25 protein-coding genes are annotated in these 26,136 nt (G+C 72.0%); 6 read left to right on the top strand and 19 right to left on the bottom strand.

The genetic code is table 11. From position 1 onward, the window contains the following. Positions 1–16: 16 nt before the first annotated feature. From caldi_RS06280 to caldi_RS06220, 12 genes are all read right to left on the bottom strand, one after another. Complete coding sequence (locus caldi_RS06280; protein WP_264844252.1) at positions 17–763, bottom strand: SDR family NAD(P)-dependent oxidoreductase; 747 nt, start codon at positions 761–763, stop codon at positions 17–19. A 37-nt stretch (positions 764–800) separates the two neighbouring features. Continuing rightward, a complete protein-coding gene (locus caldi_RS06275; RefSeq protein ID WP_264844251.1) occupies positions 801–2,975 on the bottom strand; it encodes a dihydroxy-acid dehydratase domain-containing protein in 2,175 nt (724 codons plus the stop codon). A gap of 33 nt (positions 2,976–3,008) precedes the next feature. Beyond that, positions 3,009–4,037 carry a 4-hydroxythreonine-4-phosphate dehydrogenase PdxA gene (pdxA, locus tag caldi_RS06270; RefSeq protein WP_264844250.1) on the bottom strand — a complete coding sequence of 343 codons (1,029 nt, stop codon included), beginning with the start codon at positions 4,035–4,037 and terminating at the stop codon, positions 3,009–3,011. Beyond that, a complete protein-coding gene (locus caldi_RS06265) occupies positions 4,034–5,221 on the bottom strand; it encodes a four-carbon acid sugar kinase family protein (RefSeq protein WP_264844249.1) in 1,188 nt (395 codons plus the stop codon). The genes pdxA and caldi_RS06265 overlap by 4 nt, the downstream gene beginning before the upstream one ends. Beyond that, positions 5,197–6,375, bottom strand: a complete 1,179-nt coding sequence (locus tag caldi_RS06260) for a UxaA family hydrolase (RefSeq protein WP_264844248.1) — start codon at positions 6,373–6,375, stop codon at positions 5,197–5,199. The genes caldi_RS06265 and caldi_RS06260 overlap by 25 nt, the downstream gene beginning before the upstream one ends. Further along, entirely contained in the window at positions 6,356–6,652 is a 297-nt protein-coding gene (locus caldi_RS06255; RefSeq protein ID WP_264844247.1) for a UxaA family hydrolase, read from the bottom strand. The genes caldi_RS06260 and caldi_RS06255 overlap by 20 nt, the downstream gene beginning before the upstream one ends. Continuing rightward, positions 6,631–7,986, bottom strand: coding sequence for a lactate racemase domain-containing protein (locus tag caldi_RS06250; RefSeq protein WP_264844246.1), 1,356 nt, complete (start codon positions 7,984–7,986; stop codon positions 6,631–6,633). The genes caldi_RS06255 and caldi_RS06250 overlap by 22 nt, the downstream gene beginning before the upstream one ends. Beyond that, a complete protein-coding gene (locus caldi_RS06245; RefSeq protein ID WP_264844245.1) occupies positions 7,973–8,710 on the bottom strand; it encodes a FadR/GntR family transcriptional regulator in 738 nt (245 codons plus the stop codon). The genes caldi_RS06250 and caldi_RS06245 overlap by 14 nt, the downstream gene beginning before the upstream one ends. A 41-nt stretch (positions 8,711–8,751) precedes the next feature. Next, a complete protein-coding gene (locus tag caldi_RS06240; protein ID WP_264844244.1) occupies positions 8,752–9,480 on the bottom strand; it encodes an ABC transporter ATP-binding protein in 729 nt (242 codons plus the stop codon). After that, positions 9,473–11,221, bottom strand: coding sequence for a branched-chain amino acid ABC transporter ATP-binding protein/permease (locus caldi_RS17615; protein ID WP_319951799.1), 1,749 nt, complete (start codon positions 11,219–11,221; stop codon positions 9,473–9,475). Before caldi_RS17615 ends, caldi_RS06240 begins: the two co-directional genes overlap by 8 nt. Next, positions 11,218–12,114, bottom strand: a complete 897-nt coding sequence (locus tag caldi_RS06225; protein WP_264844243.1) for a branched-chain amino acid ABC transporter permease — start codon at positions 12,112–12,114, stop codon at positions 11,218–11,220. The genes caldi_RS17615 and caldi_RS06225 overlap by 4 nt, the downstream gene beginning before the upstream one ends. 91 nt (positions 12,115–12,205) lie before the next feature. Next, positions 12,206–13,420: an ABC transporter substrate-binding protein gene (locus caldi_RS06220; protein ID WP_264844242.1), complete on the bottom strand. Its 1,215-nt coding sequence runs from the start codon at positions 13,418–13,420 to the stop codon at positions 12,206–12,208. A 398-nt stretch (positions 13,421–13,818) separates the two neighbouring features. On the opposite strand from caldi_RS06220, the gene caldi_RS06215 reads away from it, so the two are divergent. After that, positions 13,819–14,700: a fumarylacetoacetate hydrolase family protein gene (locus tag caldi_RS06215; RefSeq protein ID WP_264844241.1), complete on the top strand. Its 882-nt coding sequence runs from the start codon at positions 13,819–13,821 to the stop codon at positions 14,698–14,700. 417 nt (positions 14,701–15,117) lie between these two features. On the opposite strand, the gene caldi_RS06210 is transcribed toward caldi_RS06215, so the two are convergent. The 7 genes from caldi_RS06210 to gnd form a co-directional block, all read right to left on the bottom strand. After that, positions 15,118–16,269 (bottom strand): iron-containing alcohol dehydrogenase, encoded by a 1,152-nt coding sequence (locus tag caldi_RS06210; protein WP_264844240.1) that lies wholly within the window; start codon positions 16,267–16,269, stop codon positions 15,118–15,120. Positions 16,270–16,318: 49 nt separating this feature from the next. Beyond that, on the bottom strand, positions 16,319–16,543 hold the full coding sequence (locus tag caldi_RS06205; protein ID WP_264844239.1) for a ubiquitin family protein: 225 nt from the start codon (positions 16,541–16,543) through the stop codon (positions 16,319–16,321). Positions 16,544–16,556: 13 nt separating this feature from the next. Beyond that, on the bottom strand, positions 16,557–17,585 hold the full coding sequence (locus caldi_RS06200; RefSeq protein ID WP_264844238.1) for a zinc-binding dehydrogenase: 1,029 nt from the start codon (positions 17,583–17,585) through the stop codon (positions 16,557–16,559). A 41-nt stretch (positions 17,586–17,626) separates the two neighbouring features. After that, positions 17,627–18,388: a glucose 1-dehydrogenase gene (locus caldi_RS06195; RefSeq protein ID WP_264844237.1), complete on the bottom strand. Its 762-nt coding sequence runs from the start codon at positions 18,386–18,388 to the stop codon at positions 17,627–17,629. A 199-nt stretch (positions 18,389–18,587) separates the two neighbouring features. Beyond that, the gene (locus caldi_RS06190; RefSeq protein ID WP_264844236.1) at positions 18,588–19,217 is read right to left on the bottom strand and encodes a cyclase family protein; all 630 of its coding nucleotides are present in this window, start codon (positions 19,215–19,217) and stop codon (positions 18,588–18,590) included. Then, complete coding sequence (gene zwf / locus caldi_RS06185; protein ID WP_264844235.1) at positions 19,214–20,836, bottom strand: glucose-6-phosphate dehydrogenase; 1,623 nt, start codon at positions 20,834–20,836, stop codon at positions 19,214–19,216. Before zwf ends, caldi_RS06190 begins: the two co-directional genes overlap by 4 nt. Then, on the bottom strand, positions 20,833–21,759 hold the full coding sequence (gene gnd / locus caldi_RS06180) for a phosphogluconate dehydrogenase (NAD(+)-dependent, decarboxylating) (RefSeq protein WP_264844234.1): 927 nt from the start codon (positions 21,757–21,759) through the stop codon (positions 20,833–20,835). Before gnd ends, zwf begins: the two co-directional genes overlap by 4 nt. 377 nt (positions 21,760–22,136) lie before the next feature. Between gnd and caldi_RS06175 the strand changes: the two genes are divergently transcribed. From caldi_RS06175 to caldi_RS06155, 5 genes are all read left to right on the top strand, one after another. Further along, positions 22,137–22,538 (top strand): thioesterase family protein, encoded by a 402-nt coding sequence (locus caldi_RS06175; RefSeq protein ID WP_264844233.1) that lies wholly within the window; start codon positions 22,137–22,139, stop codon positions 22,536–22,538. 54 nt (positions 22,539–22,592) lie between these two features. Then, on the top strand, positions 22,593–22,808 hold the full coding sequence (locus caldi_RS06170) for a ferritin-like domain-containing protein (RefSeq protein ID WP_264844232.1): 216 nt from the start codon (positions 22,593–22,595) through the stop codon (positions 22,806–22,808). Positions 22,809–22,865: 57 nt separating this feature from the next. Then, the gene (locus caldi_RS06165) at positions 22,866–24,878 is read left to right on the top strand and encodes a sigma-54 interaction domain-containing protein (RefSeq protein ID WP_264844231.1); all 2,013 of its coding nucleotides are present in this window, start codon (positions 22,866–22,868) and stop codon (positions 24,876–24,878) included. Positions 24,879–25,101: 223 nt separating this feature from the next. Continuing rightward, positions 25,102–25,887 carry a gamma-glutamyl-gamma-aminobutyrate hydrolase family protein gene (locus tag caldi_RS06160; protein WP_264844230.1) on the top strand — a complete coding sequence of 262 codons (786 nt, stop codon included), beginning with the start codon at positions 25,102–25,104 and terminating at the stop codon, positions 25,885–25,887. A 37-nt stretch (positions 25,888–25,924) separates the two neighbouring features. Continuing rightward, on the top strand, positions 25,925–26,113 hold the full coding sequence (locus caldi_RS06155) for a hypothetical protein (protein WP_264844229.1): 189 nt from the start codon (positions 25,925–25,927) through the stop codon (positions 26,111–26,113). Positions 26,114–26,136: the final 23 nt, after the last annotated feature.

The following is a 26,136-nucleotide window of genomic DNA, read 5'->3' as shown; positions in this document are numbered from 1 at the left end:
CCCGCTCACAGCCCTCCTAGCGCAGGACGGTGCCGCCGTCGACCACCACGGTCTGCCCCGTGATGCTGTCCGTGCGGACGAGGGTCAGCACCTGGTCGGCCACGTCCTCCAGGGTGGCGACGCGGCGGAGGAGCGCGCTCTGGATGAACCGCGCCCGGGCCGCCTCCGAGTGGCCCGCGGTCCAGCGGGTCTCCAGGAGGCCGGGCGCCACGCTGTTCACCAGCACGTCCGGCGCCAGCGCCGCCGCCAGGCAGCGGGTCAGGTGGATGAGGGCGGCCTTGGAGACGCAGTAGGGCATGCTGCTGCCGGCGGGGTTCAGGCCGGCGATCGACGAGATCGTGACGATCCGGCCGCCCCCCGCCCGGCGCATCGCCGGGGCGACGGCCCGGGCGCAGAGCCACGGCCCCTTCACGTTCACGTTCATGATCCGGTCCCACGTCTCCGGGTCGACCCCGTCCAGGTCGGACATCGGCACGAACACCGTGGTGGCGGCGTTGGCGATGAGGATGTCGATGCGCCCGAACTCCCTCTCCACCGTCTCCGCCATGGCGTAGATGTCGTGCTGGACGGCCATGTCGGCCCGGACGGGGATCGCCCGGACCCCGAGCGCAGCGGCCTCCTGGGCCGTGGCGACCGCGTCGGCCTCGGAGCGGGAGTAGTTCACGGCGAGGTTCACGCCGTGGCGGGCGAGGAGGAGGGAGATCGCCCGCCCGAGCCCGGTCCCGCCGCCGGTGACGATGGCCACCTTGCCTTTCAGTTCCACGCCTGCGCCTCCTTCTGCGGAACTCCTTCCGATCCGTTCACGCGGGCGAGACCCCCGCCAGCGCCGGCAGCGGCTCGTCGGCCTCTTCGAACACCTGCGGCGGGACCACGCCGGCCGAGGCGTCGGTGAACCCGACCATCCGGTTCACGGCCGCCACCTGGCGCCGGCGGTCCCGGATCCGGGCGAGGCGCTCCTGCCCGAGCCCGGCGCGCTCGGCGGCCAGGTTCCCGGCGTAGGGCTCGAGCCGGCCCTCCCGGAAGGCCGCCGCGTCGAGGAGGTCGATCCGCCGGCGCCGGAGGCCCAGCAGGAGCACGTCGCCGGTGCGGAGGTAGAGGATCCCGCCGCCCCGGGCCGCCTCGGGGGTGACGTGGCCGATGGCGGCGCCGTAGGTGACGCCGGAGTAGCGACCGTCGGAGAGGAGGCAGGTCAGCCGGCGGAGCTGGCGGTTCGCGTTGATGTGCTGCATCGGGGTGAACATCTCCGGCATGCCGAAGGCCTCCGGCCCCTGCCCGGCGATGACGATGGCGATCCGCAGGTGCCCGCCGGCCACCATCCGGTCCCACAGCTCGTCGTAGGGCCATTCGGACGCGTCGCCGTCGCCGCCGGTCAGCCGGTACATGGCCTCCATCTCGGGGCGCGGGAAGGCGCGGGCCGCGCGCAGCCCGGCGAGGAGCCCGACGTCGAGGAGGCTGCGGTTCGCCTCGTCCTCGTTCTCGTAGTAGAGCACGAAGGCAGGGCGCCCGTCGAACTCGTCGAGCTGCGCCGTAGTCATCCCGCTCACCTTCACCACGGCGCTCTCGAACCAGTTGCCGGTCAGCACCTCGATGCCGCTGAAGGGCCGCCGCGGGGTGTGCAGGATGATCGGGTTCTCCCGCACGCCGAGGGCGGACAGCCCCTCCCGCACGGCCAGCCGCTCCCGCCAGGTGGTCCCGGTGACGGTCGGGGCGTCGAGGTCCATGGGCACGCCGTTCTCCAGCAGCTCGTGGAAGAGCGTCTCCATGCCCCGGATGTGCCCGGCGCAGGTGTGCTGGGCCAGGGCGAAGATGTCGCGGCCCTGGGTGAGGCTGTAGTCGAAGAGGTCGGGGACCGGGTAGCTGCGGCGGATGCGGTCGAGGTCCCAGAGGGTGAAGCGGTAGCCGGCGTACAGCATGACGGCGACGAGGTGCATCATGAGGTTCGTGGAACCGCCCGAGGCGCTGTGGATCCGGATCGCGTTGGCGATGTTCCGGCCGACGATCTCCCGCACGCTGTACTCCGGCCGGTTGAACAGGCGGAAGAGGTCGTCGACCGCCGCCGCCACGGTGGCCGCATCCGGCGGGTCGGTCAGGAGCTCGAGCCTGGGGTGCGCCATGCCGAGTCCGGCCACCACGTGCCGCGAGCTGTTGCCGGTGCCGTTGAAGGCGCATACCCCACCCAGGTGGTGGCAGGTGTTGACGGCGAGCTCCCGCTCGATCGCCTTGTGCCGCTCCCGCGTGAGCAGCCCGACCTGCACGGCCCGCTCCAGGACTCCCTGCCAGGCGGTGTTGCTGGAGCACTGCAGGATGTACGCGGCGGTGTCGCGCACGTCCTCGGCGAGGTCCGTGTAGCCTTCCGCCTCGGCCCGGCGGGCCAGCTGCTCGAGCTCCGCCCGCAGCTTCTCCGGGATGCTGCCGCCCCGCAGCACGTGGGCCGGGGCGAAGGAGGCCCAGACGGGCGCCTCACCCCGCCGGCGCCGCACGAGGTCCAGGTGGGCCAGGCCGGAGAGGATGCCGGTCGGTGTCTTGTCACAGCCCTGGATCACGAAGGCGGCGTGGTAGCCGTGGGACTCCATCTGGTTCACCACGGCCATGGCGACGGCGTTGCGGCTCTGCAGCGAGTAGCTCATGCCCATCGTGCTCTGCGCGGTGCCGTCGCACATGACCGGGATGCTGAAGCCGAAGGGGACGCCGCCGTTCTCCCAGATCCGCAGGGCGGCGTGGGCCACGGTGAAGGGGTCGACGATGTGGGCGGGGTGGTCGCTGGACCCGCCGATGATCGCCACCCGCGGGGCGTTCGCCTCCAGCCGGTCGTAGATCTCCTCCAGGGTCCAGTCCGGTCGCCCCTCGTAGCCGACCAGCCGCCGGGCGTGGTCGAGGAGCCCCGCCACGCAGATGGGCTCGTTCGCCTTGCCCTGGACGTTGGTCTGGTAGGGGTTCACCGGCGTGTCGATGCGGGGGTACACCCTGGTCGCCATCCGAACGTTCCCTCCCTCGGAGCGGGCGGCCCGTCAGCGCCGCGCGGCCGCCCGGGCGGCGGCCATGCGGGCTGCGAGCCGGATCGCCTCGATCATGCTGGCCGGCCGGGCGATCCCCTGACCGGCGATGTCGAAGGCCGTGCCGTGGTCGACCGAGGTGCGGATGATGGGCAGGCCCACGGTGACGTTCACCCCGTGGTCGAAGGCGTACATCTTGATCGGGATGTGCCCCTGATCGTGGTACATCGCGACCACGACGTCGAACTCGTCCCGGTACGCGGCGCGGTAGAACACGGTGTCCCCCGGCCAGGGGCCGCTCACCTCGATCCCGTCCGCCCGGCAGCGCTCCACGGCCGGGGCGAGGACGTCTTGGTCCTCCCGGCCGAACAGCCCGCCTTCGCCGGCGTGGGGGTTCAGCCCCGCCACGGCGATCCGGGGGCGGGGGATGCCGAGGTCCCGCACCGCCTCGTCGGCCAGGCGGATCACCCGCTCGACCCGCTGCGGGGTCACTCGGCGCACGGCCTCGGCGAGGGACACGTGGGTGCTGACGTGGATCACGCGCAGGTTCCTGGCCACCAGCAGCATGGCGGAGTCGCGGGCGCCGGTGGCCTCGGTGAGGATCTCCGTGTGCCCGGCGTACCGCGTGAAGCCCGCCGCGTGCATGGCGGCCTTGTTGAGGGGGGCGGTGGCGATGGCGCCGACCCGTCCGGCCATGGCCAGGGCCGCGGCCTCCAGGACGCACGCGACGGCCGCCGCGCCTGCCACCGGGTCGATCCGGCCGGGGCTGTACCAGCCGGGCGGCAGGAACCCGCGGTCGACCACCGGGACCGACCCCGGCTCGAAGGACGCCTCCGCCGGGTCCTGCACCCGGACGGGGCGCACCGGGAGGCCCAGGGCCGCCGCGACCCGGCCGAGGAGGTCGGCGTCGCCCACGACCACGGGGCGGGCCACCTTCGCCACGGCCGGGTCCACCGCCGCCTTCAGGACCACCTCGGGGCCCACCCCGGCCGGGTCCCCCATGGTGACGGCCACGATGGGTCGCCCGTCGGCTGCGGACGTCATCCGAGCCTCTCCTCCTTCCACCGGCGGGCCAGGGCCGCCAGCGTCCCCGGGTCGCCAAACCCGCCCGCCTTGGTGACGACCGGCAGGCCCTCCCATGGCCCGCCGGCGAGGCGACCGAGGGGGAGCCCGGGCAGCGCCTCGCCCACGAGTCGCACCCCGGTCGCCCCGAGGGCGCCGAGCACCGCCCGGGCGGTCTCCCCGCCCACGACGACCAAGAGCCCCGGCGGCCCGGCCTGCACGAACGCCGCCGCCGCCCGGCCCAGGGCCGACTCCACCGCCGCGGGGTCGGCCGTCCTCTCGGGCGCGATCAGGACCGCGGATCCGGTGCCGGCGGCCCCCGCCGCCGCGGCTTCCTCCAGCGCCCCGTCCGTGCCGGGGCCGACCTCGGTGACGGGGCAGCCCAGCCAGGCGGCCAGCGACCCGGCCTGCGCCCGGGCCAGCGGGTGGGCGCTGCCGACGACGGCGACGAGGCGGTCCACGGCGCGCAGCCGCCGCGCCAGCTCGGCGGCGATCGCGGCGCCCAGACCTGCTGCCCCGCAGGGGACGGCGCCCAGGTCCAGGGCCACCCGGGCGATGGTGGCCAGATCCTCCGGCATCTCGGCGTCGACCACCACACGGCGGGCGCCCGCCGCGCGCACGGCCGCGCGCAGGGCGGCCTCCCCGGCCCGGACGGCGGCGAGCGACACTTCGGCGGCGGGGCCGAACACCTCCGCCACCCGGCTCGTCCGCACCGGGGTCCGGATGTCCCGGGCGAACTCCGTCTCGGCGACGGGCCGGCCATGGACATGCAGGACGCCGCTGCGGACCGTACGGCCCTGCGCCGGCACGGCCGGGCAGACGAGGGCGAGGCGGTCCTGCGCCAGGGCGTCCAGCTCCGGCCCCGGGTTGCCCCGGAGGGTCGAATCGATCTTCTTGAACAGGAAGGTATCGTCCGCCGGCCCCGCCGCCCGAACGGCGGCGGCCACCGCCCGCGCGGCCGCCGCCGGGGGCAGGCTGCGGCTGTTCGTGCTCACGGCCAGGACCTCCGCCCGGGGCGGCGCGGTGTCCGGCGCGCCGGCCCAGACCGCCGTGTCGAGCCCTGCCGCCGCGAAGTGAACGGCGGTGTCGGCAGCGCCGGTGAAGTCGTCGGCGACCAGGAGCACCCGGGGCGGCATCGCTCTCACAGGCTCGGACCGATCCGCCACAGCCCGAAGTCGTCCTGCCCGAGGATCTCGGCCTTGGTGAGCTTGCCGGAGGCGACGAGCCGGACCTCCTCGAAGAGCCGGCGGCCGACCTCCTCGACGGTCTCGGTGCCGTCGATCACCCCGCCGGCGTTCAGGTCCATGTTGTCGTTCATCCGCTCGAACATGGGGGTGTTGGTGGCGATCTTGATGGTCGGGGCGATGGGGCTGCCGGTGGGGGTACCGCGGCCGGAGGTGAAGACCACGACCTGGGCGCCGCCTGCCACCATGCCGGTGATCTGCTCGATGTCGTGGCCGGGCGTGTCCATCCAGACGAGGCCCTTCGTGCGGGGCCGCTCGGCGTACTCGATGATGTCCTGGAGCGGCTTGGTCCCGGCCTTGTAGATGCAGCCGAGGGACTTCTCCTCGATGGTCGTGATCCCGCCCTCGATGTTCCCGGGCGCCGGCTGCGCGCCCCGGATGTCGACGCCCATCCGCAGGACGCTCTTCTCGTAGCGGTCGATGACCTCGTAGACCCTCTTCCGGACCCGCTCGCTCACGGCCCGCTCGGCCAGCAGGTGCTCGGCGCCGATGAGCTCCGTCGTCTCCGCCAGGATCACGGTGCCGCCGGCATCGATCAGGAGGTCGGAGCAGTAGCCGACGGCGGGGTTGGCCGAGAGCCCCGAGCAGGCGTCCGACCCGCCGCACTCGGTGGCGAGGATGAGCTCGGAGACGTCGCACAGCTCCCGCTGCTCCAGCGAGGCGTGCTGGACCAGCTTGGCGGCGGCCCTGGCGGTGTCCGCGATGGTCTGGAGCGTGCCGCCGTGCTCCTGGATGAGCACGAGCTCGATCGGCTTCCAGGGGACCTCCTTGGCGACCAGGTCGGCGACCCACCGGGCCTGCACGCCCTCGCAGCCGAGGCCCATGATCACGACCCCGGAGACGTTGGGGTGGGCGGCCATCCCCACGTAGGTCCGCACCGTCTGCTGCCAGTCGGCGCCGATCTGGGCGCACCCGTGCTGGTGGTAGAACGAGACGGTCCCGCGCACGAGCTCGGTGACCTTCTGCGCCGTCTTGGCGGCGCACACGATGGTCGGCAGGATCAGCACGTGATTGCGAACGCCGACCCGGCCGTCCGGGCGGCGGTAACCCCAGAACTTACCCTCCGGAAGCTGCAAGGTCGCCCCTCCCCCGGTTGCTCTCGATGTTGTGGACGTGGGCGTGCTCCCCGGCCCGGATCGGCCGGGAGGCCTTGCCGATCACCTGCCCGTACTTGTACACGGGTTCACCGGCGGCGATGTCGCGGAGGGCGAACTTGTGTCCGAAGGGGATCGGGTCGAGGAGGCGGATGATCTGGCCGCCCAGGTCCACCTCCGTGCCGGCGGCCAGGTCACGCAGCGCGGTGGCCACGTTGTCCTTGCCCGGCTTCATGATCACGAAGCGCCGCGGCTCCACGGCGGTTCCCTCCTCGCGTCGTCCGTCCACGGCCACAGGCCGTGGCGCTCCCGCGGCAGCGGCAGGTCCCGGAGCTGGCCGTCCGGGGTGAAGGGCAGCGGCTGGGGATCGCCCAGCGCCTCCAGGTCGCTGCGGTGGCGCTCCTGGAGCCACATCGGCTCGGACAGCCAGATCTCCTTCAGTTCCAGCGTGTTGTGGATGCGGACGATCCGGGGAGACCGGATGTCGACCCCGTTGAGCGTCTTGACCGCCAGGGCGATGGCCTCCCGGTCGCTCGGCATCCAGATGGGCGTGCGGCCCCCGGCGAGTTCGGTCGAGGTGATCACGTTCGTCCACGTCTTCTGGTAGTCGATGTTCTCGACCACCCAGCGGGTCGTCACGTCCGCCACGCCGATGCCCGTGGCGTTGCCGTGCGTGCGCTCGGTGAGGCGGAGCACCACGATCTTCTGCACGGCCGGCGTGCCGCCCCGCATGTGGGCGGCCACGTAGCGGCCCGTCACGTTCGGGTCCATGCCGGCGCCGCTGATGTCCTTGCCCAGCTCGTCGACCACCAGGACGTCGATCGAGTCGAAGAGGAGGCGGGCCATGAGTCGCCGGGCCTCTTCGAGGAGCTCGGGCTCGCGCGCGAGGATCCGTCCGGCCGGGACGAACTCGATCCGGGCCGGCTCCTCGTGCGCGTTCTCGACGATCGCCAGCCCGCCCAGGACCGGCACCCTGTCCAGCACCACCCGGGCGGCGGCGGGGATCAGCTCGTGGAAGCGGGCGAACCCCTCCTGGTGGATGCGGGTCGCCCCGCGGTGCTTGCCGAAGCCGATGACGAGCATCTTGCACAGGCCGCTCTCCACCGTACCGTGGAAGTCGGTGTGCGGCTTCACCCGGCCGATCGGCAGGATGGCGTCCGCCTCGAGCGCCGGCCGGCTGAACCACACCGGCACGCCGCCCGGCGTCTCGCCGACCTGCACCGTGTCCATGTCGGCCACGATGGGCACGCCCATGGCCTCTTCCGTCACGCCGTAGGTGGCGAGCACCTCCCGTTGCCCGGCCGGCGTGGCGCCGCCGTGGCTGCCCATCGCGGGGATGATGAACGGGTCGGCGCCCAGGGCCTTCAGCTCGCGCACCACCGCCCCGACGATCTCGGCCAGCCGGGCGATTCCCCGGCTGCCGACCCCCAGGGCGATCCGCTGCCCGGGGCGCACCCGGCCCGCCACCTCCGGGCGCCGCAGCTCCCGGGCGACGGCCGCGGCGACGTCGGGCTCGGCGACCGCCGGAAAACGCTGCCGCACACGCACCATGCGCGGCAGCGGGATGTCCAGCCCTCCCTCAACGATCTGCACGGTCGGCTCCCCCTTCGGCGGTCATTTCCTGGCCCATGACCACCTCGAGGTCCCGGCGCACGTTCGCCATGTGCTCGCGCATGGCCGCCCGGGCCCGAGAGGGGTCCCGCGCCCGGATGGCGTCCAGGATGGCCCGGTGGGAGGCCACGGCCCGCTCCGGGGCGCCCGGCACCCGCCAGGTGCGGCGCCGGAGGTGGGTGACCAGGTCCATGATTCCCTCGTACATCCGGGCCAGGACCGCGTTGCGGGTGGCGTCGCAGACGGCGGCGTGGAACTCCCGGTCGGCCTCGAGGAAGTCCTCCCCGCGCCCGATCTGTTCCTCCATGCGGCGCAGAGCGGACTCCATCGCCTCGATGTCCTCCGGGGTCGCCCGGCCCGCCGCCAGCGACGCCATCTCGACCTCGAGCACCATCCGCACCTCGACCAGCTCGGCCAGGGTGGTGCCCTCCTCCACCAGGTGACCCAGGAGCACCGGGTCGACCAGGTTCTCCGCCGTGGCGCGGCGGACGAAGGTGCCGTCGCCGGGGCGGACCTCGACGAGCCCCATGGCCTCCAGGACCTTGATGGCCTCCCGGACGGAGAGGCGGCTCACCCCGAGCTGGCGGGCCATGTCCCGTTCCGGCGGCAGCCGGTCGCCGGGCCGCAGGGACCCGCTTTCGATCGACTGGCGGATGCGGTCGACGATCACCGCGCTCACGCTCACCCGCTTGATCGGTTCGAGCACGGCACATCCCCCTTCCGCAGCCGAGCGGGGCCGCGCCGGCATCACCCGGCCTGGCGCCGCCCGCCGAGGTAGGCCTCCCGCACCTCGGGATCTTTCAGCAGGTCCGCGGCCTCTCCCTCCAGGACGATCCGGCCGGTCTCCATCACGTAGCCCCGGTGGGCGATGCGGAGTGCCATGCTCGCGTTCTGCTCCACCAGGAGCACGGTGGTGCCCAGGCTCGCGTTGATCTCCTGGATCACGTGGAACACCTGCTGCACGATGATCGGGGCGAGGCCGAGGGAGGGCTCGTCCATGAGGAGGACCTTCGGGCGGGCCATGAGGCCCCGGGCGATGGCGAGCATCTGCTGCTGGCCGCCGGACAGCGTCCAGCCGAGGGCGTCCTGCAGGCGCTCGAGGTCCGGGAAGATGCGGAACATCTGCCGCACGTCCGCCTCGAGCTCGCTCCGGGGCACGCGCCCCCGGTTGGAGGCCCCCAGCAGGAGGTTCTCCTTCACGGTGAGGCCGGGGAAGACCCGCCGCCCCTCGGGGACGTGAGAGATCCCCAGCCGGACGATCGCCTCCGGGGGCAGGCGGTGGATCGGCTGCCCCTCGAAGAGGATCGACCCCTGCGCCGGGTGGACCAGGCCGGAGATCGTGCGGAGGGTGGTGGACTTGCCGGCGCCGTTGGCCCCCAGGAGGGCGACGATCTCGCCCTTGCGCACCGTGAGCGAGATGCCCTTAAGCGCCTCCACCGGCCCGTAGAAGGTGTGCACGCCCTGCAGCTCAAGCACCGAGGGCCACCTCCCGGTTGCCCAGGTACGCCTCGACCACGACCGGGTCGTGCAGGACCTGCGCCGGGTGTCCCTCGGCGATCTTCCGGCCGAAGTTGAGGACGGTGATGGTGTCCGCCAGCTGGGCGACGATCGACATGTCGTGCTCGACCACGAGCATGGTGAGCCCCATCCCGTGCAGGCGCCTCAGGAGCGCCACCAGCTCCTGCTTCTCCGTCTGGTTGAGGCCGGCGGCCGGCTCGTCGAGGAGGAGGAGCTGCGGCTCGCCCGCCAGGGTGCGGGCCAGCTCGACGAGCTTCTGGTGCCCGTAGGGCAGGCTCTTCACCACCTCGTGCACTCGGTCCTGGAGGCCGACGAACTCGATGGCGGCCAGGGCCCGCTCCCGCACCTCCGCCTCGCCGCCGCCGGCCCGCTGCGAGCCGACCAGGACGTTCTCCCACACGGTGAGCTCCCGGAACAGGCGGATGTTCTGGAACGTGCGGGTCAGGCCCCTGCGGGCGATGCGGTTCGGGCGCAGCCCCACGATCGGCTCGCCCAGGAAGCGGATCGACCCCGCCGTGGGCACGTACACCCCGGAGAGCAGGTTGATCACGGTGGTCTTGCCGGACCCGTTCGGCCCGATCAGGGCGTGGATCTCGCCGCGCCGCACGGTGAAGTCGACCCCGTCGACGGCCCGCAGGCCCCCGAAGTGCTTGACGAGGCCCTGCACCTCCAGGATCGGCTCGCCCGGGGCGCCGCTACCGCCGACCCTCAGCCCCCGGCTGGCCTTTCCCACCGGCTCCGGCCGGGTGACCCGGCGCAGGGCGAGGTTCACGTAGCCCCAGAGGCCGTCCGGCATGAAGACGATGACGAGGATGATGATCAGCCCGTAGACGACCAGGTAGATGTTCTTGAGCTCGCGCAGCCACTCGGGCAGGAAGGTCAGCAGCGAAGCGCCGAGGATGGTGCCGAGGGTCGAGTCCGCCCCACCCGCCAGCGCCATCGCCAGGAACTCCACCGAGATGTCGAAGTTGAAGCTGTCCGGGCTGATGTACAGGAACCCCGCGGCGTAGACCGCCCCGCCCAGGGCCCCCAGGAGGGCCGAGAGGGTGAAGGCGGTCACCTTGACCCGGAGGGTGTCGACCCCGAGGGCCTCGGCGGCCAGCTCGTTCTCCCGGACCGCCCGCATCGCCCGGCCCAGCGCGGTGTGCTTGAGCCAGGCGACCAGGACCGCCACCAGGAACAGGATGCCGAGCGCGAAGTAAGCGTACTTCGTGGCCGAGTCCAGGGCGATCGGGCCGAGCGAGGGCCGCTTGATGCCGCTGATCCCGTCCGGCCCGCCCGTCACCGGGATCCAGTTGGCCAGGACGAGCGTGAAGATGATCTGGAACGAGATCGTGACCATCGCCAGGTAGTGGCCACCGAGCTTGAGGGTGGTCATCCCGAGGAGGACCCCCGCCAGAGCGGCCAGGGCCATCCCGACCAGGAGCGCCGGCCACCAGCTCCACCCGGCCCGGGTGGTGAGGAGGGCCACGGCGTACGCGCCGATGCCGTAGAAGGCCGCCTGGGTGAGGGAGATCTGACCGGTGTAGCCCAGCACCACGGTCATCCCGAGGGCCACCACGCCCCAGGCCGCGCCCAGGATCAGGAGGTTCGTGCCGTACCGGGACGTGACCAGCTGCGGCAGCCCGACGACCAGCGCCAGCCCGAGCAGGCCCGCGAGGTACGCCGGGCGCACGCGGAAGCGCCGTGCCTCCTTCATGCCTTCTCCGCCACCTTCTCGCCGAAGATGCCCTGGGGCCGGAACAGCAGGAAGATGATCAGGACGAGGAAGGCGAAGGCGTCCTTGTACGGCACCGAGATGTAGGCGGCGCCGAAGGTCTCGACGATCCCCAGCGCCAGGCCGCCGATGATCGCCCCCTTCACGTCCCCGAAGCCGCCCGTGATCGTCGCCGCGAACGCCTTCAGGCCCAGCACCGCCCCCATCTTGTGGGTGACGAAGAAGATGGGGGCCACGAGCATGCCGCTCAGGCCGCCGAGGAAGGTGCTGTAGATGAAGGTCAGGGCGATCATCGCCGTCACGGGGATCCCCAAGAGGCGGGCCATGTCCTTGTCCTGGGAGGTGGCCTGCATCTTCTTCCCGAGGAGGGTGTACTCGAAGAAGAAGTGCTGCACGGCCACCAGGACGAGGGTGACGACCAGCGTGACGAGGTACTGGTAGTCGAAGAAGACGCCGCCGACGGTCACCCCGCCCGTGGGGCCGGCGTCGATGATCGGGCGCAGCTTCTGCGGCGACGGGCCGAAGACGGCCAGGGCGCCGTTCTGGAACATGATCGACGCGCCGATGGTGGCGATGATGACCGGCAGGAACGTCCGGTTGCGAAGCGGGTAGTAGACGCCGAGGGCGAAGAGCAGGCCGAACAGGGCCATCGCCGCCAGCGCGACGGCGAAGGCGAGGCCGTACGGCAGACCGGCTCCCTGGGTCAGCACCACGAGGATGTACGCCCCGAGCATGCTGAAGTCGCCCTGGGCGAAGTTCACCACGTTGGTGGCCCGGTAGATCAGGACGATCCCCAGCGCCACCAGCGCGTACACCCCGCCGATCGACAGGCCGGTGAAGAGGAGCTGGCCGACGATGGGCAGGCTTTCGGACATCGGCACCCTCCTTCGGCGAGGCGTGGGTCCTTGCACCGATCCACGGAGAGGCGGAGGCGGGGCCGGCCGGGCCCCGCCTCCGCCCAGCGCGTCAGTCGGTGATCGTGATCGTCTTGAAGAGCTTCCAGGTGCCGTTCTCGTTCTTCACGACGTGGTAGTGGCGCAGGCCGTCGCCGTTCTGGTCGAAGTTGTACTCGCCCTCGGCGCCCGGGAAGCCCTTGATGCTGAGGATCGCCTGGCGGATCGACTCGGGCTTGAGATCGGGGGCCTTCTTCATCGCCTCGGCGAAGACCATCACCGCATCGTATGTCCACGCGGAGTAGAGGTCGGGGTTCTGGCCGTACTTCGCCTTGTACGCCTCGGCGAACTTCTTGGAGGCTTCGCTGCCGTCGACCTGGAAGTCCGTCACCCCGTAGGTCCCGTACAGGGCGTCACCCGCCAGGTTGGCGGCGTCCTTCGCCGTGATCGACGGGGACCCGACCCACGTGACGTTGATGCCGAGCTGCTTGATCTGCTTGGCCATGATGCCGAGGTCGGTGGAGAAGGTCATGTAGGTGATGAGGGCCTCGGCGCCGGACTGCTTGAGGGCGGTGAGGATCGCCGTGTAGTCCTTCTCGCCGTTGTTGTAGCCCTGGACCAGGACCGGCTCCACGCCCAGCTTCTTGAGCGCCTCGACCACGAAGTCCTTGCCGCCGGTGCCGAAGGCATCGGTGGAGTGGATGACGGCGACCTTCTTCTTGCCCAGTTCCTCCACCGTGAACTTGGCGAGGACCTGCGCGCTGTACCCGTCATGCGGGCGGAACCGGAACACCCACGGGTTGCCGGAGTGGGTGAGGCCGTAGTTCGTGCCGCCGATCGCCACGGGGATCTTCGCCTCGGCAATCGTCGGCATCATGGCCTGGACCTGCGTGGACCGGATGGACCCGATCACCGCGACGATCTCCTTGTCCTCCAAAAGCTTCTGGAGGGCCGCCACCGCGCCGGGGTTCGTGGTCTTGTCGTCCTCCTGGACGAGCTGGAGCTTACGACCCTTGACCCCGCCGGCGGCGTTGATCTGCTCGACCGCCAGCTCCGCACCCTGCTTCTGGTACTTCCCGGACTCGGCCGCCTCGCCGGTGATCGGGATGACCTGGCCGATCTTGATCGGCTTGGTCTCGCCACCGCCGGCGGCCTGCTGCGCGCTCTGCCCGGACGGCTGCCCGCCGCCCTGGGCCGCGCCGCCGCCCTGGGAGGACCCGCCACCACACGCCGTCACGAGTAGGGCTGCTGCCAGCACGATTGTGACCAGGCCCAGCCTGCGCCGCATTCTCTCGACCTCCGCTCCCGTCTCCCTGATGTGGGGGGTTGGATTACTGGTCATACCTCTGACCATTGAAGCACTACGATTCGGCGCGCGGCGCTTGATTCCTTCCGCCAACAGTGAAAGTTACGAAGGGAACTTGTCCGCGGGACAGTTCGGCCGTCTCATGCCGTTTCCCACGGCCCGTCCGGCCGTCGCGCCGGCCGCCATTCGGGCCGCGCAGGAATGCGACTGCCCGCGGCGAATCCAGCCTCCGCACGGCGCTGGCGTCCGGACGGTTCCGGCGCTGTCTGGTGGCGCCCGACCGGGCGGCTGGCCCTGCCGGTCGCCCGCCCGGCCCGTGCCGCCACCCGAACCCGCCCGGGGTTCCGCCCGCCGGGTGACTACAGGGGAGGTCTCCGCCCATGCAGATCTGCCGCTTCCACGTTCCCGGCGAGGGCGCCCACGTCGGGGTCGTTCGCGACGGGCGCGTCCACGACGCCACGGCCGCGGGGCTCATCGCGGACCTCGCCGGGTTCCTCGCCTCGCCCGACCGCCTACGCCTGGCCGAGCGGACATTCGCCGAAGCACCCCCCGGTCCGCCGCTCTCCGACCTGTTCCGGCCGCCTGCGCCGGACGTGCCCCATCTCCTGCCGCCGCTCGACCTGCAGGAGGTCTGGGCCGCCGGCGTGACCTACACCCGCAGCCGGGAGGCGCGGATGCGCGAGTCGGGGTCGCCGGACATCTACGACCGGGTCTACGACGCCCCCAGGCCGGAGATCTTCTTCAAGGCCACGCCCCACCGGGTGGTCGGCCCCGGGGCGCCCATCACCATTCGCCCGGACTCCGACTGGGACGTGCCCGAGCCCGAGCTCGCCGTCGTCCTGAGCCCGGATCTCGAGGTGGTGGGCTACACGGTGGGGAACGACGTCAGCTCGCGCCGGATCGAGGGCGAGAACCCGCTCTACCTCCCGCAGGCGAAGATCTGGGTGGGCTCCTGCGCGGTGGGGCCGGTCATCACCCTGGCCGGCGACCTCGACCCGATGCAGAGTACGATGCAGATGCGCATCCGCCGGGGCGGAGAGACGGTGTTCGAGGGTTCGATCGCCATCTCGCAGATGCGCCGGTCGATCTCCGAGCTCGTCACCTACCTCGGGCGCTACAACCGCTTCCCGCATGGCGCCGTGCTCCTGACCGGCACCGCCCTGGTGCCCCCGGACGACTTCACCTTGCTCCCTGGGGACCGGGTGGAGATCACGATCTCCGGCATCGGCACCCTCGCCAACCCCGTCGCGCGGGCGGAGTAGGGACCTGCGTGGACCGGCCGCCCCAGGGCTCGGGGCCGCGGCTCGAACCAGTGGCTCTGATCCCGCACTGCCGAACGCCGTACCTGACGGCGGAACGAATCGCAAAAGGTGACTGGCAAGCCCCGGGTTTGCCTGTCACTTTCTGCGGGGTGCTCCCATCCGCGGAGCCTGGCGAAGGGAGACGAAAGCGTTTCCAGCACCTCCGGGGCGACATAAGACCGGCGTTATGGTAGAACGGCGGTCTTCTCATAGCCCGCGGACGCAGAGTTTGACAGTCGAGCCGGACCCCAGAGAGTCAAGTTTTGCGTTGCTCTTCCCTGACGTTTACATAAGTGCACCTGGGTGGGCGGCGGTCCGACACAACACACTGCGCCCTGGGCGGTCACGCGGGCGACCGCCCAGGGCGCAGTACCCTCCTCAGAGCAGGCTCTCGAACAGCCGCGCCACGTCGTTGGCGGTCACCTGCCGGGGGTTGACCGGGATGTTCCCGCTCTTCATGGCGTCCTCGGCCATCGCCGGGATCCGATCGGCGGTAACGCCGAGGGGTCCGAGGCGCTCCGGAATCCCTACGTCACGGGCCAGCGCCCGCACGGCCTCCACGCCACGGCGGGCCGCCGCGACCGGGCTCAGGCCGGCCGTGTCTTCCCCGAGCAGGCGGGCGATGTGCGCCGTCCGCTCGATGCAGCCGAACAGGTTGAACTCCATGATCGCCGGCAGCAGGACCGCGTTCGCCACGCCGTGGGCGATGCCGAAGTGCGCCCCCAGGGGGTGGCTCATGGCATGGACGAGCCCCAGCCGGGTGAAGTTGAAGGCCATGCCCGCCATGAGGCTCGCCAGGAGCATCTCGTGGCGGGCTTCCACGTCGCTGCCCTGCACGACGGCGGTCCGCAGGTGGCGGCCGATCATCTCGATCGCGCGCACCGACAGCGCGTCCGAGATCGGGTTGTAGGAGCGGTTCGTGTAGGACTCGATGGCGTGGGTGAGGGCGTCCATGCCGGTGGCGGCGGTGAGGCCCGGCGGCTTCGAGAGGGTGAGGAGGGGGTCGAGCACAGCCGCCGTCGGGGCGAGCCGCCGGCTGTACAGCGTCATCTTGAACGTCCGGCGGGTGTCCGTGATCACGGCGATGAACGTGACCTCGCTGCCAGTACCGGCGGTGGTCGGGACCATGAAGGTGGGAAGCCCGTCCCGCTCGACCTGCTCCCGGCCCTCGAAGTCCTGCGGCCGCTTCCCCGGGTTGCCCATCAGGGCGGCCACGACCTTCGCCGTGTCCATCGAGCTCCCGCCGCCGACGCCCACGACCGCCTGACACCCCTCGGCCCGGCAGAGCTCGGCGGCCTTCTCGCAGGTGGAATCGCTCGGGTTCTCCTCGACCTGGTCGAAGACGGCGTAGTTCACGCCCGCCGCCGACAGCGACGCCTGCACCTTCTCGACGACTCCCGCCCGCACGAGGCCGGGGTCGGTCACGATCAGGGCGCGCCGGGCCACGGCGGCGACCTGCTCGCCGAGGGAAGACACCGCGCCGGGGCCGATCGTGAGCCGGGTGGGGATCTGGAAGGGGAAGATGTCCATGGGCGTCTCTCCTTTCGAAAGCGGGTCTCGAGCCGGGCCGGAGGCGCCGTCAGCCGGCCTCCTCCGCCGTGATCAGCAGGCGGTCGCCATCCTCGAGGGGGTCGGTCAGGGATGCCGGCAGCCCGTTGCGGGCGATCCGCTCCCGGCCGGTCAGCTTGAGCCCCAGGAGCTCGAGGACGCTGCCGACCGACGCGCCATCGACCACCACGAGCTGGAACTGGGGGACCCGATGGTACCACTCGACGGCCCCTTCCACGCGCACGTGGACGATCACCGCCGCCACCCCCTCACGGCAGCAGGACCGGCTTCACCACGCGCTTCTCCAGGGCGGCGGCAAAGGCCTCGGACGCCCGGGAGAGGGGGAAGGGGTCGGCGAGCGGCGTCGGGTCGATCGCGCCTCCGGCCACGAGCGCCAGCGCCCTCAGGTAGTTGGCCCGGTGGGACGCGTAGCTGAAGAGCACGTCGACCTCCTTGCGCACCAGGCTCGTGAAGAACAGTTCCACGGGGTGTGCGTACATCCCTACGACGGTGACCACCCCGCCGGAGCGGACCGAGCCGGCGGCCGCCTCGAGCGCCGCGCCGGCCCCCGACGCCTCGACCCAGACGTCCGCCTCCGATCGCCCGGTGAGACGGCGGAGCCCATCGGACAGCGGCTCCTCCGCCACGTTCAGGACGGGGAAGCCGAGCCGGGCCGCCGCCGGCAGGCGGTGAGTGGCGTCGGCCTGGGCGCCAGTCACGACCACGGTACCGCCCGCGTGGCGGGCCACGAGGGCGCAGAGGAGTCCGATCGGCCCGGGGCCGCTCACCACGACGAGGTCGCCGGGGCGCACCCGGGACCGATCCACGACGGCGTGAACGGCGACGGACAGGGGCTCGACCAGCGCGACCGCCGGGAGGTCAACTCCGTCCGGCACGCGGACCAGGTGCTCCTGCCCCACAGTCGTGTACTCCGCCATGCCGCCGTCGTGGTGCAGCCCGTGGACCCGCCGGGAGGGGCAGAGGTGGGACGAGCCGGAGCGGCAGGTCTCGCACCGCCCGCAGCCCTGGATGGCGAGGCCGACCACCCGGTCGCCCGGCGCCAAGTCGCTCACGCCCTGTCCGACGGCCTCCACGGTGCCGGAGAACTCGTGCCCCAGGACCACGGGCACGGCCACGAACTCATAGCCGGGATCCGACAGGTACGCGTGCAGATCCGAGCCGCAGATGCCGCACGCCGCCACCCGCACCAGCACCTGGCCCGGTCCCGGCTCCGGGACCGGCACGTCCCGGAGCTCCACCTGCCCCGGCTGGCGTCCGTACTTCACGACTGCCTTCATGCGCCAACCCCCATCCCTTCAGGCTCCCTTCATGCACAGGGTCAACCGGCCAGCCATCCGCCGTCGACCGGAATAACCTGTCCCGTGACGTAGTCCGACGCAGGGGAGGCCAAGAACACGACCGTCCCGGCCAGGTCCTCCGGCACACCCGATCGGCCCACGGGGATGCGGGAGAGCACCCAGCGGCTGCGGTCGGGATCACGGAAGAGGGGTTCCGTCATCTCCGTCCGGTAGTAGCCCGGAGCGATCGCGTTGACCCGGATTCCGTACGGCGCCCACTCCACGGCCATGGCGCGGGTGATGCCCACGATTCCGCTCTTGCTGGCCGCATAGATGCCTGTCCCCGGGATGCCGATGAAGCTGGTGAGGGAGGCCACGTGGATGATCTTGCCACCCTGGCCCCGCTCGATCATATGGCGGGCCACGCGCTGGCTGAGAAAGAACGCCGCACGCAGGTTGACCCCGATCACCCGCTCCCAGTCCGCGGGCGTGAACTCCAGGATCGGCCTGCGGACCTGAATTCCGGCTGCGTTGACCAGAATGTCGATCCGGCCGTACGCCGCCAGCACGGCCTCGACCGCCGCGCCTGCCGCGTCCAGGTCCGCGACGTCGGCGGCGTAAGCGAGCGCGCGGCTCCCGAGGCGCTCCAGCTCTTCCCGGACCGCCTCCACCTGGTCGAGGCTCCGGCTCACGACCACCACGTCGGCGCCGGCCGCACCCAGGGCCAGCGCCATGCCCCGCCCCAGCCCGCGCCCGCCTCCGGTGACCACGGCCACCTTGCCCTTCAGGCTGAAGAGGTCCACTGTTCGTCCGCTCCCCTGCTTGAACCGGCGCTTGCTGTCGCCGCCTGCGTGCCGGCGCAGTTGGCGCGCCCACAGGACCGCCGGATCCCCCGGACAGGGGTGTGGGCGTTGCGACAACTGCCGGATTGAACCTGGAGATACGAACCGGACGGGCTGCGGTCCTGCCTCGTTCGGACGCGAAGGGACGCCGAATCGAACCTCAGCGCATCTCGACCAGCACCACCCGGGCCGGCGCGGCGTCCAGGCCGATTAGCCTCAGGGGCAGGGCGGCAAGCCAGTATTCCCCCGGCGGTACGGTGCCGAGCCTCAAGCCCTCCAGGACCACGATCCCCCGGCCCAGGAGCGTCCGGTGGGTCGGGTGGCCAGGCTGGTCCCGCTCGATGCCCAGGGCGTCGATGCCGACCCCCCGCACGCCCCGGCCGGCGAGGAATGCGGCCGCCCCGGCCGTCAGGTACACGAACGAAGGGTCGAACCCCTCCCGCAGGGAGTTGCGGGTCTTGAGCAGCACGAACTCGCCGGCCCGGACGCCGTGGGGTGCCAGGTCGGCGGCGCGGATGCCGCCCGGGACGCCCGTGAGGTCCAGCACCCGGCAGGGGCCGACAAGGGCCTCCAGGGGGAGGCGGTCGACCCCTGTCCCGTCCGGAAACAGGTGCAGCGGGGCATCGACGTGCGTCCCGGTGTGGGTGTCCAGCGAGACTCGGGTCTCCCGCACGCCCGCACCCTGTGCGTCGAAGTCCCGGGTCACCGCGAACGCCGGGCGCTTCTCCTCCCGGTTCCGGTAGACCGGCATGCCGGGGTGGATGGGCATGGAGACGTCGTGAATCCTCATCGCTCCCGCCCTGCACCGACCGGCACGGAGGCCGGCAGGTCCCCGTGGGCGAGGAAGCGGGCGTCGACCTGCGGCGGCCACCACCGGAAGCCGTCCTGCTCCGGCAGGCGGTCGGCCTCTGACGGGCCCCAGGTGCCGGCGGCGTAGTTCGGGAAGGGGGCGGGGGAGGCCGCCCACGCGTCGGCGATGGGGTCGACGAACTGCCACGCCAGCTCCACCTCGTCCCAGCGGGTGAAGTGGGTGCTGTCCCCGCGGATGGCGTCGAGGAGGAGGCGCTCGTACGCCTCCGCCGTACCCAGGCCGGTCCCGCAGTTCTGGCAGAAGTCGAGCGCGACCGGCACCACCCGGGCCGTGTTCCCGGGCTGCTTCGCGTTCATCTGGAGGTAGAGCCCCTCGAGGGGGTCGATCCGGATCACCAGCCGGTTCGGCGCCAGCCGGCCCGCCTCGAAGAAGTCGAAGACCGCCGGCAGCGGACGGAACTGGACGCAGACCTCGGTCGCCTTCACCGGCAGGCGCTTGCCGGTGCGCAGGTAGAACGGGACGCCGGCCCAGCGGAGGTTGTCGACGTACACCTTCAGCGCCACGAACGTCTCCGTCGGCGAGTCCGACCGCACCCCCGGCTCCTCCCGGTACCCGGGAACGGGGCTGCCGTCGATCGTCCCGGGCCCGTACTGCCCGCGCACCGCCTGGCGAAGGGCGTCCTCACCGTCCAGCGGACGGAGGGCCCGCAGGACCTTCACCTTCTCGTCCCGCACCGCTTCGGCCGAGAACCTCCCCGGGGGCTCCATCGCCGTCAGCGCCAGCATCTGCAGCAGGTGGTTCTGGACCATGTCCCGCAGGGCGCCGGCGTGGTCGTAGTACCCGCTCCGCTCGCCGACCCCGACGGTCTCGCTCACCGTGATCTGCACGTTGCCGACGTGCTGGCGGTTCCACAGCGGCTCGAAGAGGCCGTTCGCGAAGCGGATCACGGCGATGTTCTGGACCATCTCCTTGCCCAGGTAGTGGTCGATGCGGTAGATCTCTCCCTCCTCGAACGCTTCCCGGAGCCGCCGGTTCAGGCGCCGGGCCGACGCCAGGTCCCGGCCGAACGGCTTCTCGATCACCACCCGCACCCAGCTCGCCCCGGGCGGCGGCGCCAGTCCCACGCCGCGGAGGTGGTGGACGACCGGCTCGAAGAGCTCCGGCCCCACCGCCAGGTAATAAAGGTAGCCTCCCGGGCCCGCGCGGGCCGTGCCATTCGCTGCCTGGTCGAGACCTCCGGCCGCGCCACCGCCACCCACCCGTTCACCTCCGCCGGCTGCGGCAGCGCCGCCGAGCCGCGCGGCCAGGTCCGGGTAGCCGGCCCCGGTCCTCAGGTCGACCCGGACGTACGCCAGGTGCGGCGCCAGGCGCGTCCAGGTCGCCTCGTCCACGGGCCCCTCCCGGCGCGCCTCCACGCTCTGCCGGACGAGGGCGCGGAAGCCATCGTCGCCCAGGTCCCGCCGGCCGACCCCGACGACACGGAACCCCGCCGGCAGCAGCCCCTGGCGGAAGAGCCGCCACAGCGCCGGGTAGAGCTTGCGCCGGGCCAGGTCCCCGGTGCAGCCGAAGAGGACCAGGGTCACGCTGCCCGGCGTCATGGCCGCGCCACCGCCGGGCCCTGGGCTGCGGCCGGCTCGACGGGATGCCCCCCGAACTCGCCCCGCAGGGCCGCGATCACCTTCGCCCCGAAGCTCTCCGCCTGCTCCGAGCGGTAGCGCATGAACACGGACGTGGTGATGACCGGCGCAGGCACCCCCAGGGCGAGGGCGGTCTCGGCCGTCCAGCGGCCCTCCCCCGAGTGGTGCACCACCCCGGCGATCCGCTCCAGCTTCGGGTCCCGCGCGAGCGCCCGCTCGGTGAGCTCCATCAGCCATCCCCGGATCACCGACCCGCGGGCGTAGACGGCCGCCACGGCCCGCAGGTCGAGCGGGAACGGGGCGCGGCTCAGGATCTCGAACCCCTCGCCGATCGCCTGCAGCATCCCGTACTCGATCCCGTTGTGCACCATCTTCACGAAGTGTCCGCTGCCCACCGGCCCGGTGCGGAGGTACCCCCCGGGCACGCTGATGTCCCGGAAGACGGGTTCGAGGCGGGCGAAAAGGTCCTCGTCCGCGCCGATCATCGTGCACGCCCCGTGCCGGGCGCCCTCGATCCCGCCGCTCGTCCCCACGTCCACCAGCCGCAAGCCGTATGCCTTCAGGTGCTCGGCCCGCCGGAGCGTGTCCTGCCAGTGCGAGTTGCCCCCGTCGATGACCACGTCGCCCGCGCGGAGGTGCGGCACCAGGGCGTCGATCACGTCGTCGACCGGCCTTCCCGCCGGCAGCATGAGCCACACGTGCCGCGGCGGCTGGAGCCGCCCGACCAGCTCGCCTGGGCGGTAGGTGCCCTCGAACCCCTCGGCCTCCGCCTGCCGCACCTTCTCCGGCGACCGGTTGTACACGACTACCCGGTGCCCGTGGTCCCTCAGGTTACGCGCCAGGTTGAACCCCATCCGGCCGAGCCCGATCAGGCCGATGTCCACGACGGCCCACCCCCGGCAGTAGTGTGCGCGGCGAACGTCGGGGCGGGGCCAGGTATCGCCCCGGCACGACGGGCGTCCAGGGCGGGTCCGGTGCGGCCACTCGTGCGAAGGGTTCTGCACAACACCGACTCCCGTCGGGGCAAAGTTTGCCCTGAAAACCGCCGGACCACATCCCACCGCCGGCGTTCCCGGTCGTGCACTTGAGGACCCGCAACGGCGATCCTAGCGGGTCCTGAAGTGCACATCTCACCCAGATCCTTAGTCCTGGGGCTGGCGGAGGCCGGCAGGGTTCACGTCCCTGCGGGGCGAAATCGGTGCTCCGGTGCGGATGGACGGTACCCGTCCGACCGGCAGTGATCCCACCGAGGAGGATGAAGATGACGACGCCTGCCCTCACCCCCGGCCTCACCGGCGAGCTGCGCCTGCGCGTCGGGCCGGAACACACCGCCGAGGCGATCGGCAGCGGCGGCGTGCGGGTCTTCTCCACGCCCCACATGATCGGGCTCATGGAGGGCGCGGCAGCCACGGCCGTGCAGCCGCACCTGGCGCCGGGGGAGACGACGGTCGGAATCCTCGTCGACGTCCGCCACCTGGCCGCCACGCCCGTCGGGATGGAGGTGGTGGCCCGGGCGGTGCTGGAGGAGGTCGACGGGCGCCGCCTGGTCTTCCGCGTCGAGGCCCACGACGAGACGGAGAAGATCGGCGAGGGCCGGCACGAGCGCTTCATCGTCCAGCTCGACCGCTTCCTGAACCGGGTGGAGCAGAAGAAGGCCCCGTGACAGGGCCAGAAGCACCCCTCTTCCGTAAACTGGCCTGTGGGAGGAGGGGTGAGCGTGGACGGACAGGAGACCTTCCGCAGGGCCCTGGAGGAGGCATACCTCGACGAGGCGGAGGCGGTCGAATTCTACGGCCGCCTGGCCCGCACGGCGCCCGACCCCTGGTTGGCCGTGCACTTTGAGAACGTGCGCCGGGACGAGGCCCGGCACGCCTGGATGTGGGCGAACATGCTGCAGCTCTTCGGGTGGTGGCCGCCCCGGCGGCACGCGTGATCGCGAAGGAGGGCCCCCGCAGGGGGCCCGCAACATACCGACGGTGCGGTGGTGTGGATGGGCGCGCAGCGAGTCCTGGTCGTCGCGAACCGGGAGCGGACTGCCCGGATCCTCGTGGGCCAGTTCAAGGCCTTTTTCGGGGATCGGGTGGCGGTGGAGGGGCGATCGCTCGAGCACGGGCTCGGCGAGCGGCCCGAGGGTGCGCTCGTCGTCACCTCGACCCCCCTCATGACGAGCCGCCTGGGCGACTGGCTGCTGCCCGGGACCGCGGTGGTCACGGCCGTCCGGACGCTCCGCCGGCAGGCGTGGGAGGAGGTCATGGCCCTCCCGGCGCGCACGGCGGCCCTGGTGGTGAACGACGGTCCGGACACGGCGGTCGACACCGTCGCGCTGCTGCGGGAACTCGGCGCCGTGCACCTGGCGCTCACGCCGGTCTACCCCGGCATGTCCGAGGTGCCCCGGGTGCAGCTGGCCATCACGCCCGGAGAACCGCACCTGGTGCCGCCCTGGGTGGAGCGGGTCCTGGACCTCGGCGACCGGGTCCTGGACCCGGCCACCATCCTGGAGGTGCTGACGCTGCTCGGCCGCTTCGGCCCCGAGGAGCACCGGCGCCTGGCCGTCTACGAGCAGCAGGTCATGACGCGGCCGGGGACCCGCCAGGTCCTGCAGTGGTTTTCCGCGCTGCGGCAGGACCTGGAGGCCGTACTGGACGCGGTGCACGAGGGCATCCTGGCGGTCGACGGCGCGGGGATCGTCCGGCTGGTGAACCGCACCGCCGAGCAGATCCTCGGCCAGCAGGCGTGGCAGGTGGTCGGCCAGAGCATCGGCCGGATCCGGGCCGCGCTGGGGGTCGGGCCGCAGGCGTGGCCCGTCCCCGGCGGGGGTCCGGAGGTCCTTCGCGTCGGCGGCCGGGAGGTGGTCGCCACGGCGGCGAGCCGGGGGGCGGACCGGGGTGTCGTCTACACCCTCCGGTACGCCCAGGACCTCGAGGAGGCGGACCGCCGCCTGCGGCTGGAGCTGCGGGAGCGGGGGTTCGTCGCGCGCTATACGTTCACCGACATTGTCGGGGAGAGCCAGGCCATCCGGGACACCGTGGCCCGCGCGATGCGCCTGGTGGGCGGGGCGGCGTCCATCCTCCTGATCGGCGAGAGCGGCACGGGAAAGGAGCTGTTCGCCCAGGCGATCCACAATGCCTCGCCCCGGGCGCCGTACCCGTTCGTCGCCATCAACTGCGCGGCGATCCCCGAATCCCTGCTGGAGAGCGAGCTCTTCGGATACGAGGAGGGCGCCTTCACCGGTGCGCGCCGGGGCGGGAAGGCCGGTCTGTTCGAACAGGCGCACCGGGGCACGATCTTCCTCGACGAGATCGCCGACCTCTCCCCCGCCCTGCAGGCCCGCCTCCTGCGGGTCCTGCAGGAGCGCGAGGTGATGCGGGTGGGGGCCACCCGGGTGCGCCCGGTCGACGTCCGCGTCATCGGCGCCACCAACCAGGATCTGGAGGCGGCGGTGGCCGCCGGCCGGTTCCGGGCCGACCTGTACTACCGGCTGGCGGTGCTCCCCCTGCACATCCCGCCCCTCCGGGAGCGCAAGGAGGACATCCCCCTCCTGGTCCGGCGCTTCCTGGACGAGCTCGGCGACCCCCGGCCCCTGCCGCCGGACGTCCTGGGCGCCCTGCTGGCGCACGACTGGCCGGGGAACGTGCGTGAACTCCGGAGCTGCGTGGAGTACCTGGCCACGGTGTGCGACGGGGAATTCCGGGTCACCGACCTCCCGCCGTCCGTCCGCCGGGCGCAGGCGGGCCGCCCGAACGGAACGGGGGCCGGCGTGCGCCGTGCTGATCTCGCGCGTTTTCTTCTCGATTCCCTGCAGTCGGGCGAGGGCACCGGCCGGCGGAGCCTGGTGCGGGCGGCCCGGGCGGCCGGGTTCCGGGTGGGGGAGGCGGAGGTCCGGCGCTGTCTCCGGGCCCTGGCGGAGGCGGGCCTCGTGGAGCCACGGCGAGGGCGGTCCGGCACGCGGCTCACCCCTGCCGGAACGGAGTACGTACAGGAGAGCCGCCATTCGCCGATCTGAAAGGGAAAAGGACACCACAAATGGGATACACCATCCCATTTGTGGTGCCGAAAATGGGCTGAAATGGGGCGGCCGGACTCGCGGGTAGAACTCCCGGCCGCCCTGCTTCGCGCTTTGCCCCCGGGTCGATCCGGCGGTCGGTACGGGTCTTGTCCCTTCGCTTCCTCACTTGGCACGCAGTTTGCGTAAGCGTGTCAGGTGATCGACGCGGGGAGGTTGGGTTATGCAGCAGGCGCCGCTCATCGGCCTCACGGGGTACCACATCGGTCCGACGGAACCGGTGGGGGGGACGCTGCGGGGGCGAGAGGGGCAGTCGTTCACGCTGGTGAGCGAGGATTACGTGGAAGCCGTGCGCCGGGCCGGTGGGCTGCCCGTCACCCTCCCCCTGGTGAGGGATGAGGCGCTCATCCGGGCCTACGTCACCCGGCTGGACGGCCTGGTGCTGGCGGGCGGCGAGGACATCGACCCGTGGACCTACGGCCAGGAGCCCGGGCCCCACCTGGGGCGGGTGGACCCCGAGCGGGACCGGTTCGAACTCGCGCTGGCGGACCACGCGCTGCAGGCAGGTTTGCCGCTCCTGGCTGTGTGCCGGGGGATGCAGCTGGTCAACGTGCTGCTCGGCGGCACTCTCTACCAGGATCTCTCCGACCGGCCCGGCACGTCGCTCGCCCACAACTTGCGCCAGGGACCGCGCTGGTACCGTGTGCACCCGGTTTCCCTGGCGCCGGGCAGTGTCCTCGCCGAGCTCTACGGGAAGGAGGTGATTCTCACCAACAGCTTCCACCACCAGACGATCGATCGCCTCGGGCGGGGCCTGGCGGTCATCGGGACGGCTCCGGACGGCGTGATCGAGGCCCTCGTGATGCCGGACAGGCCGGAGTTCCTCGCCGTCCAGTGGCATCCCGAGATGGTGGCGGCCGGCGACGAAGAGGGGCTCGTGCCGTTCCGCTGGCTGGTCGTTGAGGCCGGTCGCTACCGTGAGCGGGTCCGCTCGGGCGACCGGGTGTAGTCGGCCGACTCGGCGCGAGGAGAGGGAGGGGATAGCGATGACCGCAATCGGCATCTTGGTGGTGCTCCTCGCTGCCGCGAACGCGGTGTTTCTGGGATGGCTCGGGAACCGCGGCGTGCGGACGTGGCGCGAGGAGGAGCATGTCAGCTTCATGGACCTGAAGGTACTGGGGCAGGAGACCCGCAGCGAGGAGCCGCACGGGGCGAGCACGGTCTCTGCCCGGTAGCCCGGTAGAAGAGGGGGAGGTGC

Origin of the sequence: Caldinitratiruptor microaerophilus (assembly GCF_025999835.1) — a bacterium.
GTDB lineage: Bacteria > Bacillota > Sulfobacillia > Symbiobacteriales > ZC4RG38 > Caldinitratiruptor > Caldinitratiruptor microaerophilus.
This window is presented reverse-complemented; position numbering and strand designations above follow the sequence as displayed.